Origin of the sequence: Halobacillus dabanensis (assembly GCF_900114165.1) — a bacterium.
In the GTDB taxonomy this organism is placed as follows: domain Bacteria; phylum Bacillota; class Bacilli; order Bacillales; family Halobacillaceae; genus Halobacillus; species Halobacillus dabanensis.
In genome coordinates, this window is sequence record NZ_FOSB01000005.1 from 62259 (window position 1) to 78123 (window position 15865).

Annotated in this window: 16 protein-coding genes and 1 riboswitch; of the genes, 12 read left to right on the forward strand and 4 right to left on the reverse strand. The window is 43.5% G+C overall.

Annotation, left to right across the window (positions count from 1 at the left end; genetic code table 11):
• The first annotated feature begins 11 nt into the window (after nucleotides 1-11).
• Nucleotides 12-1163 carry a S1C family serine protease gene (locus tag BMZ58_RS09760; protein WP_075036376.1) on the forward strand — a complete coding sequence of 384 codons (1152 nt, stop codon included), beginning with the start codon at nucleotides 12-14 and terminating at the stop codon, nucleotides 1161-1163.
• 120 nt (nucleotides 1164-1283) lie between these two features.
• Here the strand turns inward: BMZ58_RS09760 and BMZ58_RS09765 are convergent, their stop codons facing one another.
• Nucleotides 1284-2750: a flavin monoamine oxidase family protein gene (locus tag BMZ58_RS09765; protein WP_075036377.1), complete on the reverse strand. Its 1467-nt coding sequence runs from the start codon at nucleotides 2748-2750 to the stop codon at nucleotides 1284-1286.
• Between the two features lie 126 nt (nucleotides 2751-2876).
• On the opposite strand from BMZ58_RS09765, the gene BMZ58_RS09770 reads away from it, so the two are divergent.
• Both BMZ58_RS09770 and zupT read left to right on the forward strand, forming a co-directional pair.
• Complete coding sequence (locus BMZ58_RS09770; RefSeq protein ID WP_075036378.1) at nucleotides 2877-3542, forward strand: SIMPL domain-containing protein; 666 nt, start codon at nucleotides 2877-2879, stop codon at nucleotides 3540-3542.
• A 302-nt stretch (nucleotides 3543-3844) separates the two neighbouring features.
• Complete coding sequence (zupT, locus tag BMZ58_RS09775; RefSeq protein WP_075036379.1) at nucleotides 3845-4651, forward strand: zinc transporter ZupT; 807 nt, start codon at nucleotides 3845-3847, stop codon at nucleotides 4649-4651.
• A gap of 141 nt (nucleotides 4652-4792) precedes the next feature.
• Here the strand turns inward: zupT and BMZ58_RS09780 are convergent, their stop codons facing one another.
• Both BMZ58_RS09780 and yfkAB read right to left on the reverse strand, forming a co-directional pair.
• Nucleotides 4793-5392: a YgjP-like metallopeptidase domain-containing protein gene (locus BMZ58_RS09780; protein ID WP_167360059.1), complete on the reverse strand. Its 600-nt coding sequence runs from the start codon at nucleotides 5390-5392 to the stop codon at nucleotides 4793-4795.
• Nucleotides 5393-5403: 11 nt separating this feature from the next.
• Nucleotides 5404-6528 (reverse strand): radical SAM/CxCxxxxC motif protein YfkAB, encoded by a 1125-nt coding sequence (yfkAB, locus tag BMZ58_RS09785; protein ID WP_075036381.1) that lies wholly within the window; start codon nucleotides 6526-6528, stop codon nucleotides 5404-5406.
• 160 nt (nucleotides 6529-6688) lie between these two features.
• Between yfkAB and BMZ58_RS09790 the strand changes: the two genes are divergently transcribed.
• The 6 genes from BMZ58_RS09790 (at nucleotide 6689) to BMZ58_RS09815 (ending at nucleotide 12543) form a co-directional block, all read left to right on the forward strand.
• On the forward strand, nucleotides 6689-7597 hold the full coding sequence (locus BMZ58_RS09790) for an SDR family oxidoreductase (protein WP_075036382.1): 909 nt from the start codon (nucleotides 6689-6691) through the stop codon (nucleotides 7595-7597).
• Nucleotides 7548-8297 carry an alpha/beta hydrolase gene (locus tag BMZ58_RS09795; protein ID WP_075036383.1) on the forward strand — a complete coding sequence of 250 codons (750 nt, stop codon included), beginning with the start codon at nucleotides 7548-7550 and terminating at the stop codon, nucleotides 8295-8297. The genes BMZ58_RS09790 and BMZ58_RS09795 overlap by 50 nt, the downstream gene beginning before the upstream one ends.
• 84 nt (nucleotides 8298-8381) lie before the next feature.
• A riboswitch (TPP riboswitch) is annotated at nucleotides 8382-8482 on the forward strand.
• Between the two features lie 88 nt (nucleotides 8483-8570).
• Entirely contained in the window at nucleotides 8571-9137 is a 567-nt protein-coding gene (gene thiT / locus BMZ58_RS09800) for an energy-coupled thiamine transporter ThiT (RefSeq protein WP_075036384.1), read from the forward strand.
• Between the two features lie 112 nt (nucleotides 9138-9249).
• Nucleotides 9250-10701 carry a phospholipase D family protein gene (locus BMZ58_RS09805; RefSeq protein WP_075036385.1) on the forward strand — a complete coding sequence of 484 codons (1452 nt, stop codon included), beginning with the start codon at nucleotides 9250-9252 and terminating at the stop codon, nucleotides 10699-10701.
• Nucleotides 10702-10902: 201 nt separating this feature from the next.
• A complete protein-coding gene (locus BMZ58_RS09810; protein WP_075036386.1) occupies nucleotides 10903-11766 on the forward strand; it encodes a DUF1028 domain-containing protein in 864 nt (287 codons plus the stop codon).
• A 144-nt stretch (nucleotides 11767-11910) separates the two neighbouring features.
• A complete protein-coding gene (locus BMZ58_RS09815; protein WP_075036387.1) occupies nucleotides 11911-12543 on the forward strand; it encodes a flavodoxin family protein in 633 nt (210 codons plus the stop codon).
• A 249-nt stretch (nucleotides 12544-12792) separates the two neighbouring features.
• Here the strand turns inward: BMZ58_RS09815 and BMZ58_RS09820 are convergent, their stop codons facing one another.
• Nucleotides 12793-12990 carry a hypothetical protein gene (locus BMZ58_RS09820; protein ID WP_075036388.1) on the reverse strand — a complete coding sequence of 66 codons (198 nt, stop codon included), beginning with the start codon at nucleotides 12988-12990 and terminating at the stop codon, nucleotides 12793-12795.
• Between the two features lie 553 nt (nucleotides 12991-13543).
• Between BMZ58_RS09820 and BMZ58_RS09825 the strand changes: the two genes are divergently transcribed.
• The 3 genes from BMZ58_RS09825 to BMZ58_RS09835 all read left to right on the forward strand — a co-directional run bounded on the left by BMZ58_RS09825 (nucleotide 13544) and on the right by BMZ58_RS09835 (nucleotide 15854).
• Nucleotides 13544-14134 (forward strand): DUF2087 domain-containing protein, encoded by a 591-nt coding sequence (locus tag BMZ58_RS09825; protein ID WP_075036389.1) that lies wholly within the window; start codon nucleotides 13544-13546, stop codon nucleotides 14132-14134.
• 151 nt (nucleotides 14135-14285) lie between these two features.
• Nucleotides 14286-14831 (forward strand): GNAT family N-acetyltransferase, encoded by a 546-nt coding sequence (locus BMZ58_RS09830; protein ID WP_075036390.1) that lies wholly within the window; start codon nucleotides 14286-14288, stop codon nucleotides 14829-14831.
• Between the two features lie 411 nt (nucleotides 14832-15242).
• A complete protein-coding gene (locus BMZ58_RS09835) occupies nucleotides 15243-15854 on the forward strand; it encodes a TetR/AcrR family transcriptional regulator (RefSeq protein WP_075036391.1) in 612 nt (203 codons plus the stop codon).
• The last annotated feature ends 11 nt before the right edge of the window (nucleotides 15855-15865 follow it).

Below are 15865 nucleotides of genomic sequence, written 5' to 3' on the forward strand. Positions count from 1 at the left end.
GAGGATGAAAAATGAAACGCTCTTGGATCATCAGCATTCTTTCCTCCCTTATTATATTGGGAGCAGGAATTGCGGGCGTTTTCTATATTATGACGGCAGTTCCTGAAGACATCAGTGTCTCGGCCGTTTTGAATCAGCCGGCAGCAGAGGAAACGGGAAATCAGGAAGTACCGAAAGAAACACAGGATATCATCTTTGAATCACAAAAATTAGTGGTGCAAATCGAACTGGATGATGGCAGTGTAGGCTCTGGCTTTTTATACAATGATCAAGGGGACGTCATTACGAATGCCCACGTCGTTGCGAATACGGAAAGTGTCAATGTCATCACTTCCGATGGGAAAAATATGCCGGGCGATGTGATCGGCTTAAGCCGCGATACGGATGTAGCTGTTGTGCGTGTGCCGGGATTGAAAGGAAAAGAACCACTTCCTGTCCGAAAGGAAGATACAGCAGAACTTCTTGATGAAATTCTGGCTCTTGGAAGTCCGCTCGGATTACAGAACACAGTAACACGTGGGGAAATCAGCGGACTGGATCGTACCCTTGATATTGAACCGTTTCACTATGAAAACTTGTACCAAATTTCCGCACCGATTTCACCAGGAAACAGTGGTGGTCCTTTACTTGATAGGGAAACAGGGGAAGTCATCGGGATAAACTCGGCCAAATTGGATGAGGAAACGATTGGATTCAGTATCCCTATCTCAGATGTACTGCCGATGGTTGAACGGTGGAGCGAGTCACCGATGCGTTCTCTGCCAGAATTTCCGGAGTTGACAGAAGAAGTATATTCTCCCGTCACAGGGACGGATGCCGAGCAAGCAAGCTATATGGTGCAATATTTTTATGACAGCATCAATCAGGGGGATTTCGTTACTGCTTACTCTTTGCTTAGCAGCAGCTGGCAGGAGGACCTCTCATTTGAGAATTTCCGCTCGGGGTATAACAATACATTGAGCGTCCAGGTCGACAATCTTGTTGCAGACCCGCAAGAAGATCAAGTAGAAGTCACCGCTTTTCTGACGGCAGAAGAGACAGTCGACGGGGAAGTGAAGATGAAGAAGTACAAAGTCGTTTATCCAGTGAAAAAAGAAAACCAGTCTGTTAAGATCATGAGTGGAAGCGGCGAAGAATTAAGTACGGATAAGGAAGAAGAATAATAGGGACTCCTTCTATCTTTTAGATGGAAGGAGTTTTTTTGTATTTTTAACCATTGGGTCAAAGGCAGTCACGACGAGGTTTGACTTATGCGTTTCGAGTCTCCCAGGGCGCTTCCGCTTTTAGTTTTGATCATTGATTTGTTTGGCGGCGCGGATTCCGGATTGGATGGCTCCTTCGACCCAGCCGTGGTAGGAGGAGGTGTGTTCACCGGCAAAATGGATCAGTCCTTCTGGTCTTGGGATTACTTCTTCAAGGTCCTGTGCTTGCCCTGGAGTGAACAATGTAAAACAACCGGCCGAATATGGGTTTTGGCTCCAATTGAAGACGGTGCCATTCATATATTCCTCATAAACAATGGAACCGTAAACGCGTGCTAAATCCTGGAGCACCTGTTTGATGGCTTCCTTTTTGCTTAGGCTGTTAAAGATAAGGGCGTTGTGGCCCCATGTGTAGCTTGCTAGGAGGATGCCAGGCCCAGGCAATCCTTGATGGTGGCTCTTTTGATATACAAAACGTGTGGGGAGGTCAGAGACAATATGGCCGATGGGATATTTTTCCCAAAACTTCGTCTTAAATTCGATTCCAATCTTGACTGCTGGAACGTTGATGACTTCCCTGATGGCATGCCATTTTCTAACGGACAGACACTCAAGGGGGAAAACATCAATGAACTGGAACGCTGTGAACGGGATGGTTGTCAAAAGTAGATCTCCTGACCAGCTAGTACTCGAATGGAACCGCTGATCCTCCGTATAAACAGACACCCGGTCCTGATGGTGGATGATTTTCGTAACCTTTTGCTCAAAGTAAATGTTATCGATCAAGGCTGGTACAAAAGCGTTGGGGAGGCGGTCATTACCTCCGGCGATTTCTAAGAATTTGGTATCCCCATTGAAAATCGGAAAAGTGATATCAATCAAAATATCCAGGAAGGAATATTCAGGAAACCCTTCGATTCCAAGCACAAGTTTGATCATTCGTACCGCATTCCTGGACAAAGAAGGACCGAATGGATTTTTGCGCAAATAATCTTCCATCGAGTAATGGGATAATTCCTTCTTTAACCTCTCTTTTTCTTCGTCGCTGCTGTTTTCATATAAATCCAAAAACGGTTGGACAGCAGAGAGGAACAATTCTCTAGCTGTTTTTCTTTTTTCATGCTCTGGTAGTGTAAGGTGGAGGAGGCCGGGGTTTTGTTCATATTCTTTTCTTTTCACTTGTTGGCCATGGATCATGAAAAGGTCCTCGGGGGTGGAATTGATGAACGGGTTCGTAGTCAGACCGAATTTTTCTATATAGGCTTGGACGAATTTGTGAGTAGTTGGGAAGCGCATCGCGCCTGCGTCTATGTAGTTCCCATTGGTGAAAGGTTCCCGGATGGTATGTACACGTCCTCCTACCCGGTCGTTCGCTTCTAAAATAATTACGTCATGGCCGGCGTCCTTTAAGAGAGATCCCGCTACAAGTCCTGCCATACCAGCACCCAAAAGGATGATGCGTTTTTTTTGCTTCGTACTTGGAAGCCCTTCCTGGATGATATTCAAAAAAGAAGACCCATTTTCCCTGTTAGATTTTTGGTTCACCATCCATCTCACCCCTTTTTACAACATATTCCAAATGGTTGGTAAAAATTATGAGAAAATATTCCTTTTCTTAAGGGTGTACATATTTTGTATCCTATTTTCATGTAATGAAGAAGGGAGGGGTGCCTTATGTATTATCCAGCAATGAGGCAGGCAGGAAGGGGAAGTGACGCACGGTTGTTGAAGGTGAATGGAATCGGCAAAGCCCAGGTGAGACCGGATATAGCCACCGTAACGATCGGGGTAGTGACCCAGGACCAAAGCTTAGAAAAAGCACAAAGAGAAAATGCTCAAATAACCCAGCAGGTAAGGGATCAACTAGTAGCAATAGGAATAGAGGAAGATCACATCCAAACCGCTGACTACTTTATCTTCCCGGAGTATGATTATGTAGATGGAAAGCAAGAGTTCCGCGGATATCAGGTGACACACTCTCTGAATATAACCATCGACGATATTAGTCGGACCGGATATGTCATTGATACGGCTGTTGCGAATGGAGCGAATCGGGTGTCCAATATTGAATTCTCGGTTAAGAGTCCCTATGAAAATCATCAGGAAGCATTGCGTATTGCACTCGGTCATGCCCTCGCAAACGCTCAGACAATAGCGAACACCATGAATTTGAACCTCGACCAAACCCCTGTGAAAATTTCGGAAGTCGGGAGCCCGCCTGTGACCCCTTTTCAAACGTTCAGTAAGACGGAGGTTGTAGGAGCAGCAACCACTCCGATAGAACCGGGTATGCTGGAGACGGTGGCCCAGGTTGAAGCACAGTTTCAGTATTTTCCTTGATTGAAAATAGCCATGTTCCACCACATTCCACAAAGGATGTGGTTTTTTTATTTCTTTGCAAATTATCATTTCTAAGCAGGCCGTGTGTGAACGGGAAGAAGATGGGGAATGTTTACCACCGGAGTTATAAATTATTAAAGTATGACTGAAAATCGATCATTATGATTAGAAAACTTTCCAAAAACAGGTGTCATTTCTTAAATGGGCACATAAAATATAACTGGAACTAAAAAAGTTGCACATAGGAAAAACTTTCGTTACAATGTCCTTAGTGAAAACGTTCGAACTGAAGGAGAGGTACAATGGAAAACTTATTTATGGCCTTCGGGCTCACACTACTTGCTGGATTAGCGACAGGTGTCGGAAGTTTGATTGCTTTTTTTGCGAAGACGACGAATACTAAATTCCTATCTGTTGCCCTCGGTTTTTCGGCAGGGGTGATGATCTATGTATCTATGGTTGAGATTTTTTTCAAAGCGCAAGATTCGCTCGTCACCGCTATGGGGGAGGAGCCGGGTCGTTGGGCCACTGTCGGAGCCTTCTTTGGCGGGATGCTTGTCATTGCCTTGATTGATAAATACATTCCAAAATCGGGGAATCCGCACGAAGTGAAAAAGGTCGAAGATATGTCGAAACGGGATACGGCAATTAAAGATCCGGATTTATTAAAAATGGGAACGTTCACAGCACTGGCCATCGCCATTCACAACTTTCCGGAAGGGATTGCGACATTTACCGCTGCCTTGAACGATCCGGCCCTTGGTCTTGCGATTGCTGCTGCTATTGCGATTCATAATATTCCAGAAGGGATTGCAGTTTCGGTACCGATCTACTATGCGACAGGGGATAAGAAAAAGGCGTTTAAATTGTCTTTCCTCAGCGGTTTATCCGAGCCGGTAGGAGCCGTGTTGGCGTATTTATTATTGATGCCTTTCTTAAGCGAAATGATGTTCGGTATTTTATTTGCAGGTGTTGCCGGTATTATGGTCTTCATTTCATTAGATGAACTATTGCCTGCTTCCAGAAGATACGGGGAAGCACACCTTTCGATCTACGGTGTGGTGGCTGGAATGGCAGTGATGGCTTTGAGCCTTCTTTTATTCATATAAAAAATACCCATCAGGTGTCTATGCCTGATGGGTATTTTCATAGATGATGATTTTTGGAGGAACGTGTGGGATTAAGCACCGTTTAGATTGCCAGTCTTCGTAGGTTTTTGGCAGTACAATCCAGAAGTCACCTATTCTTATTCAACACGTTTTCTCCTGGATTAAATCTTCAATCGTCTGTTGAATGTTTTCTTTCGATCTTTGAATGAGCCGCCAATTCAAGTGAATATGCTGCCCGGTCTTTTTGCCGAGTCTAGTATGATCTTCTTCGGTTTCCACTAGTACTTCACTTAATGACGGAAATTTTTCTGCAGCCTTTTCATACAGCCACTGTTTGGCCGATCTTATCAGTTGTTCGGCTGCTTCCTCCTCTGTCCAACCATCCAAATAGTGAAAAACGAATTTCCCTTTCTGAAACTTGAACGTTTGTTGTGTTGCTTTTTCTACAATTAATCGATAAGAACGCCCGAGATAGGCGATTTTTTGCTCTTCTTCTGATAAAGCGAGTTGGTCGATCGTGTACAGATCCTTGTGGGTATCTTCCCATCTTTCATGAATCCAGTCCGCCTTTTTCTTAATAAAAGCGCTTATTTTTTCGTCCGCTTTTTCTGGAGATGTCGTTACCTGTACACCATTTAAATCATCTAGGTAGATTTTGATAAAGGCGACATCGTTTCTCTTTACATCGTAAACGATTGGCCTATGGTTGGTTGTTATCGTAGGCATAAGATTCTCCTTCATGTATCGGCCCATCAAAGGGTGATTTTTGCTTGTCGTTTTTGAAAATCGACGTCTTCATAATACGTGTTTTTTACTAGCACATTCGGCCCCAGGCATTTGACTGCCGGACAATGGCAATTTAGGCTCTTCGCCGTTTCTGTGTCCAGCCATTTCTCGTAGGCATCCTGGAGTTTCGTTGTTTGAATATTACCAAGGCCAGGCTCATCCCCGAAATCCGTAACGATGATATCGCCGCTGAAAATGTTGACGTTCAGACGGGAGCGGCCGTCCGGGTCGTTTCTCACGGTAACATTTTTCTCCTTGTAAAGCCGTTGCAACATGTCCAGGTCTTCTTTTGAAGAACTGCACGGATAAAAAGGAAGAGTGCCGAACAACATCCACATATCCTCATCCCGGTGATCGAGCAGACGGTTGATTCCTTCTCTCATTTGATCGAGACTCAAGGTTTCCAGGCTGCTCGCAAAGTCGACAGGATACATCGGGTGAACTTCATGCCGGGCGCATTTCATTTCCTTGATGTGATCATGGATCGATTCCAAGTAAGGGAAGGTGCGTCTGTTCAGCATCGTCTCCGCCGATACCATGACACCTTCGTCAGCAAGGCGCTGGGAGTTCTCTACCATCCGATCGAAAAACTTCCTGCGGTTTTCTTCTGATGGTTTTCTTTCCATACGAGCAAATCCTGTGTGGACGAACTCCTCGACCGTACCCCAATTGTGAGAAATATGTAACACATCTAAATAAGGGATGATCGGGAGATAGCGCTCATACGGTAACGTCAAATTGGAATTGATTTGTGTTCTTACACCGCGTTTGTGAGCGTATTTCAGCAAAGGGACCACATAGTTCTCCACCGACTTCTTTGACATCATCGGTTCCCCACCCGTAATACTCAATGTTCGTAAATGAGGGATTTCATCCAGTCTTTGACGAAGCAATTCCATCGGGAGGGCGTCCGGATCTTTGGCTCCTAATGTATAGCCGACAGCGCAGTGTTCACAGCGCATATTGCAAAGGGTAGTCGTAGTGAATTCTATATTCGAGAGGGTCATTTGTCCATGTTCCTCCACATCCATATACGCTTCCCATGGATCATAAGAGGGGGTGAGTGTTTGAAGCTTCATGTTTGTACTCATTAGAATGAAACTTCCTTTCTATTAAAATTCGGTCTCTGGATAACCTTTCTTATTCTAACATTATTCAGCTGGTAACCATACAATGAGTCTGGAAAAAGGAGAATAGGAGTGTGATAGCGAACTATACGGGGTAGAGATTAGGATAAGGGGGAGTCATTTTATGAGTCAAACCGTATTGATCACCGGGTCTTCCAGCGGTTTTGGATATCATACGGCAATTAAATGTGCAGAAAAAGGTTTTCATGTGATAGCTACGATGAGAAATATGGCCAAAGCTTCCGTATTTGATGACACAGAGATCGATCAAGAGGTGCGCGCACGGATAGAAGTTTGGCAATTGGATGTGAGTGACGAAGAGTCTTTAGCCCATTTTTCGGAAAAAGTAAACACACTGGATCGATTGGATGTACTAGTCAATAATGCAGGATTTGCTGTCGGTGGTTTTGTTGAACAAGTGCCACTGGAAACTTACCGCCGTCAGTTTGAAACCAATGTATTCGGGGTGATCGCTGTTACAAAAGCTGTCTTGCCGTTAATGAGGCGGCAAAAAAGAGGGAAAATCATGAATGTCAGCAGTGTCAGTGGGCTGATCGGTTTTCCGGGGTTATCCGCCTATGTTGCTTCTAAACATGCGCTGGAAGGTTTTTCTGAAAGTTTGCGCTTCGAGGTTCGTCCGTACGGTATTGATGTCGCTTTAATTGAGCCAGGTTCCTTCCGGACGAATATATGGTCTTCTGGTATGGAAATTCCGGAAAGTGTCGAGGATCCTGAATCTCCCTACTCGAATTACATAAAACGATTATGGGAGGCATTGAACCAGGAATCTCATGAAAAACCGGATGCTGTCGCTGAGCTCATGACAGGCCTCGTCGCTAAAAAGGAGCTTTCTAAATTGCGGTATCCGATTGGAGCCGGAGTAAGGCTGAATGTGTGGATGAAGCGGCTTCTTCCATGGAGTTGGCTGGAACGTACGGTCTTATACAAGATATTGGGTAAAGAACAGGCGAAAGGAGCGTGGGTTGATGGAAAGAAGAGAAGTGATGAATGGAGCGGAAGAAATCCGGTTTGAAGGAAATGAAGTAGGCATCCTTGTTTCTCACGGCTTCACGGGAACGACGCAAAGCATGAAACTATTAGCAGAAGCCTATGCAAGAGAAGGGTACACCGTCTATTGTCCACGGCTGAAAGGACACGGAACCTCCCCGGAAGATATGGAGGCCACGACCCATGAGGATTGGGTGAATTCAGTGGAAGAGGCCTATCGATGGCTCAGGGACCGCTGTTCGAAAATCTTTGTTGTCGGCCTGTCGATGGGAGGTACATTAGCCTTGTATATGGCAAGTAAGCACCGGGACATTGCTGGTGTGATACCGATCAATGCAGCGGTCGATATTCCTGCTTTAGCCAGCAGTGCCGGGGCAAAGGAGCGGTTTTTAGATGCGATCGGGTCCGATATCAAAAATCCTGAAATAGTAGAGCTTGCTTATGATCGAACTCCAGTAAGGTCCATCGGTGAGCTGGTAAATCTGATGGACAAAGTGAAGGATCGGCTCGATGAAATTCATTGTCCGATCATGGTTTTTGTTTCCGACGAAGATCATGTCGTGCCACCTCATAATTCGGAAGTCGTTTTTGAATCTGTTTTTTCAGAACACAAAGAGATCATCCATCTCGAGAACAGCTATCACGTAGCCACCCTCGACTTGGATCAGGACATGATCATCGAACGGAGCTTAGAATTTTTCCAGACGTATACCAACACGAAATAGAATTGCCCGGGAAATGAGATATACTTTGTAATCTAGCAGAAAGTTTACTATAATAGATAACAAATCAAGAAAAGTAAACGGTATAAAGCCTTCAAGGGGAGCCTTCCGGCTGAGAGTGAACGATTCGTTCTTACCCTTCGAACCTGTCAGTTAATACTGGCGTAGGGATGGCGGCTTTTTTGATGGTGCAATGCAAAGTTGGGACTCCTCCATCAGGAAGCTTCCCTATTTGGCGTTGCTTTTTTTGTGTCTTTTTTTAGGAGGAATGTTGAAATGAGAAATCGACGTGTCTTATTTTTAGTAGAGATTGCGATCTTTTCAGCACTCGCGTTATTGTTGGATATTTTACCATTCTTATCATTCAAACTATGGGCGCAGGGAGGTTCCGTTTCCTTCGCCATGGTTCCGGTCTTCATCATGGCGTTCCGCTGGGGTGTCAAAGGGGGAGTGGCGACAGGATTGCTGTTAGGGATCTACCAGATTTTCACCGGTGCCTACATTATGACTCCGGTGCAGGCCATCCTCGATTATATCGTCGCATTTGCCGTAATCGGGACTGCTGGCGTTGTAGCGAAGCCGCTTTGGAATGCGATCAAATCAAAAGAGTCCAGGAGATTGATCGGCTGGATCATTGTCGGCTGCCTGATTGGAAGTGTGCTCCGTTTCTTTGGGCACTTCGCCGCGGGGATCGTCTTTTACGGCGAATTTGCGCCAGAAGGACAGCCGGTATGGCTTTACTCTCTCATCTATAATGGGGGTTACATGTTGCCGGCATTTATTTTGAGTAGTATTGTGGTCTGTCTGCTATTTATCAAACGTCCAAAATTATTGATGCACTAAAAAAGACTGGGATTTCCTATTTAAGGGAATCCGGTCTTTTTTTGTTTTACAGGTTTGAAAAAGGGGTGGCTAGTGAAGATATATAGGCATTGAATTTTTAGGGGGAGACATCATGAAGCGGAAGAAAAGTTTTTATAAGAGGAAATGGTTTTGGGTGGTATTGGGGATCGTCGCGATACTCTGTTTGATGATTGCCTATCATACATCGTGGAAATCGTTGCCGGAGGGGATTTCGTACGAAGGCGATACGCACGAAATGGAAAACATCGAATTTTTCCGTGATTTGACATATGAAAATGAGGCAGGAGAAGTGGAACATGATCTGCAAATATTTGAAGAGATGTATCAGACGATTGCCGAGGCGGATGATTTTATTGTTGCCGACATGTTTCTGTTCAATGGCTATCATAGTGGCAAACATGATTTCCCGCCAATATCAAGCGATCTTGTAGATGCGATTTTAGAACGGAAAGAAGAAGTGCCGGATTTGAAAGTCGTGTTCATCACTGACCAAATCAATACGATCTATGGTTCTTATCAATCGGAGACCATCAAACGCCTGGAAGATGGCGGTGTCGATGTAGTTTTGACGAATCTGAATGAACTGCGGGATTCCAACCCGCTATACTCGAGCGTGTGGCGAACGTTCTTTTCCTGGATGGGCACAGGAGAGGGTGGTTGGATTAGTAACCCGCTCTCTAAAGAAGCGCCAGATGTAACACTACGTTCTTATATGAAATTATTGAATATAAAAGCGAACCATAGAAAATTACTTGTAACCGAGAATTCTGCAATCGTTTCGACGGCAAACCCCCATGATGCGAGCGGCTTTCATGAGAACGTCGCTTTCAAAATGGAAGGACCGATCATTAAAGACATTCTTGAAGCAGAAGAAGCGGTAGTGAATTATTCAGGAGGAGCGGCAGATTTTCCGGATTATGAAAACAGGACATGGGAAGAGCAGAAAGGTTCGCTTGAGACGCGATTTGTGACAGAAGGGAAAATATATAAAGCCGTACTTGATGAGTTATCACAGGCAGGCGAGGGAGACGATGTATGGCTCGGAATGTATTATCTCGCAGATAAGAAAGTGATGAGTGCCCTCGATGATGCTGCTACCCGGGGGGCGGCTGTCCATATAATCATGGATCCGAACAAAACGGCGTTCGGACATGAAAAAACAGGAATCCCGAACTTACCTGTCGCAGCAGAGTTGCAACGACTGGGAAATGAAAATATTAGCCTGCGCTGGTATGACGTCCATATGGAACAGTATCATACAAAAATGCTTTATATCGATAAATCGGAGGAAGATGTCATTGTAGCTGGGTCTGCCAACTACACGAGACGTAATCTGGCTAACTTGAATCTGGAAGCAGATGTTGTCATCAAAGGAACGGGAGAGGAAGAAGTATTTACAGAAGTGAATGATTACTTCCACCGGATCTGGAATAATGAAAAAGGACAGTACACGGCAGCGTATGAAGAATACCAGGACAACCTGACGTTCATTCGTTATGCTACGTACTATTTGCAAAAGTGGACATGGTTCACGACCTATTAATCAAAAAACGGAGGATAGGCATGGGAGCCTGTCCTCCGTTTTCGATCTGCATTGATTTTTTTATTCATGTATTCTTCTACCATAGCTGCTATATAACTCATGTACCCGTTATCTAACAATGTAAACTTTCCGATTCATTCGACATTTTTTGCAGGAGTTTGACTGGTTAGATTGAATTATATATAGAATGGAGGGGATCAAATGAAACAAAACATAATTGCAACGTTTTCCATCGTCGCTCATGACCCGGAAACAGGAGAATGGGGCGTAGCCGTACAGTCGAAATTTTTAGGAGTAGGTTCTGTCGTTCCCTGGGCAAAAGCAGGGGTCGGCGCTATCGCCACACAGGCATTTGCGAATCCTGCCTATGGGCCAGAAGGTCTCCAGTTACTAGAAGGAGGGCTCTCGGCTGAGGAAGTCGTCAAACGTTTGACCGAACAGGACTCTCAAAAAGAAGACCGTCAAGTAGGAGTCGTCGACGCAAAAGGGAGAGCGGCATCTTTTACTGGCGAGCAGTGTTATGACTGGGCTGGTGGGAAAGTCGGTAAACACTATGCAGCACAAGGGAATATATTAGTCAACGAAGCGACCGTCACGGAGATGGGAGAAACGTTTAAACAAACCGAAGGGCCTCTTGCTGACCGGTTAATGGCTGGAATCAAAGCGGCCCAGCGTGCAGGTGGAGATAGCCGTGGGAAGCAATCAGCTGCGCTCCTCGTCGTGAAGGAAAAAGCAGGATACGGAGAGCTCAGCGATGTAGCAGTCGACCTTCGTGTGGATGATCATCCGGATCCAATTGAAGAACTGGACCGGATCTATCAATTACATCAATTGTATTTCGGTGAGACGAAGCCGGAAGAAGTCATCCCTGTCGATGGTAAGATTCAACAAGAAGTGCTAAGTCATTTGAACCGACTGAGCTACTTGACTTCTGAACAAGTGACAGAAGAAGAGTTTTACAATGCTTTTACCACTTATTTGCATACAGAAAACTTTGAAGGACGGGAACAAGAGCGAGGGAAGCTTGACTTGAAAGTGTTAGAGTATATGAGGAACCAGGAATAGGGAAGAAGGCAGCCGCATTCAGAATTGGATGCGGTTTTTTTTTGGATTGTGGATGGGACTTTTGTTCTTTACATTATGGTCGATTTTTCTGATTGAATATCTTCCATAAAGGGAATGGGAACAAATAAATAGGAGGTAGATAGAATGGCAAAATTGAAAGCACTCGTGCTCAATGCATCTTTAAAACAGACGTCTGCTGAAGAACCTTCTAATACGGGAGGACTCAGTCAGGAAGTATTGAATATAATGGAAGACGAAGGTGCAGATACGGAAATGGTGCGACTGGCCGATTATAATATTCCTTTCGGGATCAGTGATGACCTGGGGGGAGATGATGAATGGCCGATTATTTTAGAGAAAGTGAAGGAAGCGGATATCGTCATGATCGGAACCCCGATCTGGTTGGGAGAAAAAAGCAGCCTGGCTAAACTGGCGATTGAAAGACTTGATGGAAGCAGTAGTCAAACGAATGAAAAAGGACAGTCCATTTTCTATAACAAAGTTGGTGGTGTCATCATCACAGGAAATGAAGATGGTGCCAAAAATGCAGCTTCCTCGATTTTATATGCACAGTCCAACCTGGGCTTTTTGATTCCGCCGAATGTGGATACTTATTGGGTCGGAGAAGCCGGTCCAGGACCATCCTATTTGGATGTGGATGGAAATGATAATGAATTTACGAGAAGCCATGTGAAGATGCTTGCTTATAATACGCTCCACCTCGCCCGGATCTTAAAAGAAAATCCGATTCCGGCTGTAGGGAATGTGATGCAGTAAAGTTGATTGCCGGGGTGCACGGTCCGGTAAAAGCGACCTATGTGGCAGCCGATGATTTATAAACGAAGCGGGGTAGCTTTAATAGTGTGCCGTAAGGGATAAAATTACTGACGGAAAAGCGTGAGATCTGGGTTTTCGAACCAGATCTCACGCTTTGTTTATTTTTGATAGAGACTTGGATAAGAATCCATGAATTAAAAAATCATTGGAAGAGGGAAGTTATCATAAGAGCCTATATATATTAGTTCGCTATAAAAAAATGAATGGACCGATGGTAAATACGATGCCGCTGATCGAATAGAGGTATGTAAGGGGATGATTACTGATACTCAGATGGTGGAAACCGAAAGTGATTAAGGCAAGACCGAATGTGAAAACTCCTAACTGGAAATTCAGCGTCATAACAAGTAAGGATAACACCGTCAATATCAAACCTATAACTTTCATCTGTTTCTCTCCTCTCTTTTTCATCCGAAAATCAGGGAAAGGTAATGAATGAAGGAAAACCATCCAAGAGAAGCAAGGCTCAGGGAGAGCACCGTAATCGACAAGTAAGGATGATTACCAGAACTATTTCTGGATCGATACAATAAAATACTCGAATAAATGCTGCTTAGAACCAAAAATATCCCGAAAAACAGGTTCCACGGAACCGACCATCTGATAGAGAAGTCGAAAAATACGGTACTGATATAAAACGTCAGGATAATTAAAGAAAAAGTTAAGAGTGTTCTTTTCATAAAAAACACCTTTCATTGGATAAAATCTATACATTTCCAATTATTTCAAAAGTTCTGTCATCTTTCAACTTATTTGCACCCTCCAGAAGAAAATAACCCTTCCTTGTCTAAATATACATCTCTTAGTTGAACTGGAGGATGATTATCGTATTAAACCACCTGAATACCAATGGAGCCGGGATGATTTATACGCATTGACACATCCATCTAATTAGATTATTGTTTAATTAGATGGATGTTAAATTAGAGAGGTGTACATCATGCAATTAGAAAAAATGGTAGCCTTCCACAAGGCAGTAGGGGATCCGACAAGACTTCGGATTATCGCATTATTGAGACAGGGGTCCTTACATGGTCAAGCAATAGCAGGAAAACTCGGATTACGAGCGCCGACAATTACTCACCATTTGAAAAAATTGAAAGACACAGGAATGGTGTACTCAAGAAGAGACAAAAATACGATTTATTTTTATTTGAATGAGCGAAGGTTAGAGTACATGACGACCGCTATTTTAAGGATTGGAGATGAGGAACGAGTGGTAGCTGAGCAATTGAAAGTCTCAAAAGAAGATCAAGCAACAATCATCGGGAACTTTGTGACGGTGGAAGGAAAACTGAAGCAAATGCCGCGTCAATTGAAAAAGAAGAACGTCATTCTTTCCTATTTTGTCCAATGGTTCGAGCATGGGAAAACCTATGAAGAAAAAGAAATCAACGAATATATTCAAACATTTTTCGATGATTTCGCGACTGTAAGAAGGGAATGGATCATGCAGCAATTCATGTACAGAGAGAACAACCGTTATGAATTGAATCCAGTGGAAATGTGGCCGGTCGTCGTCCAGAGGTGACGGCATTGTGTTGATACAAAAACTTGAAACTTTAAGGTTTATGATATAAGCAATGTTTCTTCTACATCCACGGGCCGTTCAGGTGAACAATAAGGATTATTTCTCTTGAAGGAAAATCGATTTCAAATTTAGTAAATGGAGTGGGTAAGGAATGATAGATTTAGGTCAGAAACCACTTATCGTGGGAGAGAAAATTATTCTGAGACCTTTTCAGAATGGTGACTTCCCTTATATTGAGGAATGTTTAAAAGATCCAGAAGTATTAAAACTGACAGGAAGTGACGCGGGTTTTAATAGAGACACGGTTCATCAGTGGTATGATACAAGAAATGAACAAACAGATCGCTTAGACCTTGCTATTGTGGACAGATTCCAAGATATTTTAGTGGGTGAAGTTGTTCTCAATTTATATGAAGAGAAAAGTAATAGTATGAATTTCCGCATACTTATTGGGCCAAAAGGCAGAAACCGTGGGTTAGGGACAGAAGCAACCCAGCAAATTATCGATTATGCCTTTAAAAATACTAATCTAAATCAATTGACTTTGAGTGTTTATGACTTCAATCCAAGAGCTAAGAAGGTGTATGAAAAGGTTGGGTTTGTTGTAGAAAGCATTGACGAAAACGATTTAGAGTTCGAAGGGGAATGGGTAGATTCTATAAATATGAAATTGACAAGAGAAATTTGGCAGAAATAACATAAGGAAATATCCATCTGAATAGCAATCATAGAATGAATCTAAAGCTACTCATCTATGAAGGTAGTGTCGAGCATCATCCTCTTATTGTGGTAGCTGAGGAAATGAAGGGACTCTTGCGGGAATGGATTCGTTGGCAAGACCCTTGAAAGTAATGTGTGAGGAGGATTGCTGTAATCACCGTGGGAAGCGTGCGTTTTTCCCCGCCCCATCATCACATTAAAAATCTTATATCGTGCCTGACTAACATTTTGCTAATACTTTAGTACAGTGGGGTCAGGCACAGATTTTTGTTTCATAAAAAGTGACACTGTGTCACTTTTTTTATTGACTATTCCTGCTGAATGATTTAATATAGCAAAGTATCAACTGGATGTGACACCGTGTCACGTTGTCGGGAGGGAAAAGGAAATGCCAAAACAGACGTTTTATAATTTACCGGAAGATAAACAACAATCGTTATTGGAGGCTTCAAGGATCGAGTTTTCGAGAGCCCCCTTACATGAGGCCTCCATTTCTAACATTATAAAAATGTGTGGAATATCAAGAGGCAGCTTTTATCAGTACTTCGAAGATAAGGAAGATGCTTTCTATTATTTGTTGAAAGAACATTCAAAGCAAAGGCAAGAGATGTTTATTACATTCCTGAAAGAGTCGGATGGCAACATTTTTGAAGCCACCACCCGGTTGTTTGAGCTGACTTTGGAAGAGTTTGAAAAAGAAGAAAACCGCTCCTTTTTCAAGCACGTCTTCTTGAATATGAATCATAAAATTCAAAGCACATTTACGAATGGGGAAACCGAAGATAGGTTTCTGAAGTATTTGAATGATATCAAGGAGTATATCGATAAGGACCAGCTCCAGACGAATGATGAAGAGGAACTCTATCATGCGATTCACCTTGTCCGTATGTTGATGTTCAACAATATCATCCGCCATTTTGCGAAAGGATTATCCAAAGAAAAAGCAATGGAGAATTTCACGATGGAACTGAACCTTCTTAAAAGAGGGATCTCCAAATAGGAAGAGGGAGG

Bases quoted from the DNA above. Each gene is read 5' to 3' on its own strand.
- BMZ58_RS09760 (WP_075036376.1), top strand. From the start codon at position 12: ATGAAACGCTCTTGGATCATCAGCATTCTTTCCTCCCTTATTATATTG.
- BMZ58_RS09765 (WP_075036377.1), bottom strand. From the start codon at position 2,750: ATGGTGAACCAAAAATCTAACAGGGAAAATGGGTCTTCTTTTTTGAAT.
- BMZ58_RS09770 (WP_075036378.1), top strand. From the start codon at position 2,877: ATGTATTATCCAGCAATGAGGCAGGCAGGAAGGGGAAGTGACGCACGG.
- zupT (WP_075036379.1), top strand. From the start codon at position 3,845: ATGGAAAACTTATTTATGGCCTTCGGGCTCACACTACTTGCTGGATTA.
- BMZ58_RS09780 (WP_167360059.1), bottom strand. From the start codon at position 5,392: ATGAAGGAGAATCTTATGCCTACGATAACAACCAACCATAGGCCAATC.
- yfkAB (WP_075036381.1), bottom strand. From the start codon at position 6,528: ATGAGTACAAACATGAAGCTTCAAACACTCACCCCCTCTTATGATCCA.
- BMZ58_RS09790 (WP_075036382.1), top strand. From the start codon at position 6,689: ATGAGTCAAACCGTATTGATCACCGGGTCTTCCAGCGGTTTTGGATAT.
- thiT (WP_075036384.1), top strand. From the start codon at position 8,571: ATGAGAAATCGACGTGTCTTATTTTTAGTAGAGATTGCGATCTTTTCA.
- BMZ58_RS09805 (WP_075036385.1), top strand. From the start codon at position 9,250: ATGAAGCGGAAGAAAAGTTTTTATAAGAGGAAATGGTTTTGGGTGGTA.
- BMZ58_RS09810 (WP_075036386.1), top strand. From the start codon at position 10,903: ATGAAACAAAACATAATTGCAACGTTTTCCATCGTCGCTCATGACCCG.
- BMZ58_RS09815 (WP_075036387.1), top strand. From the start codon at position 11,911: ATGGCAAAATTGAAAGCACTCGTGCTCAATGCATCTTTAAAACAGACG.
- BMZ58_RS09820 (WP_075036388.1), bottom strand. From the start codon at position 12,990: ATGAAAGTTATAGGTTTGATATTGACGGTGTTATCCTTACTTGTTATG.
- BMZ58_RS09825 (WP_075036389.1), top strand. From the start codon at position 13,544: ATGCAATTAGAAAAAATGGTAGCCTTCCACAAGGCAGTAGGGGATCCG.
- BMZ58_RS09830 (WP_075036390.1), top strand. From the start codon at position 14,286: ATGATAGATTTAGGTCAGAAACCACTTATCGTGGGAGAGAAAATTATT.
- BMZ58_RS09835 (WP_075036391.1), top strand. From the start codon at position 15,243: ATGCCAAAACAGACGTTTTATAATTTACCGGAAGATAAACAACAATCG.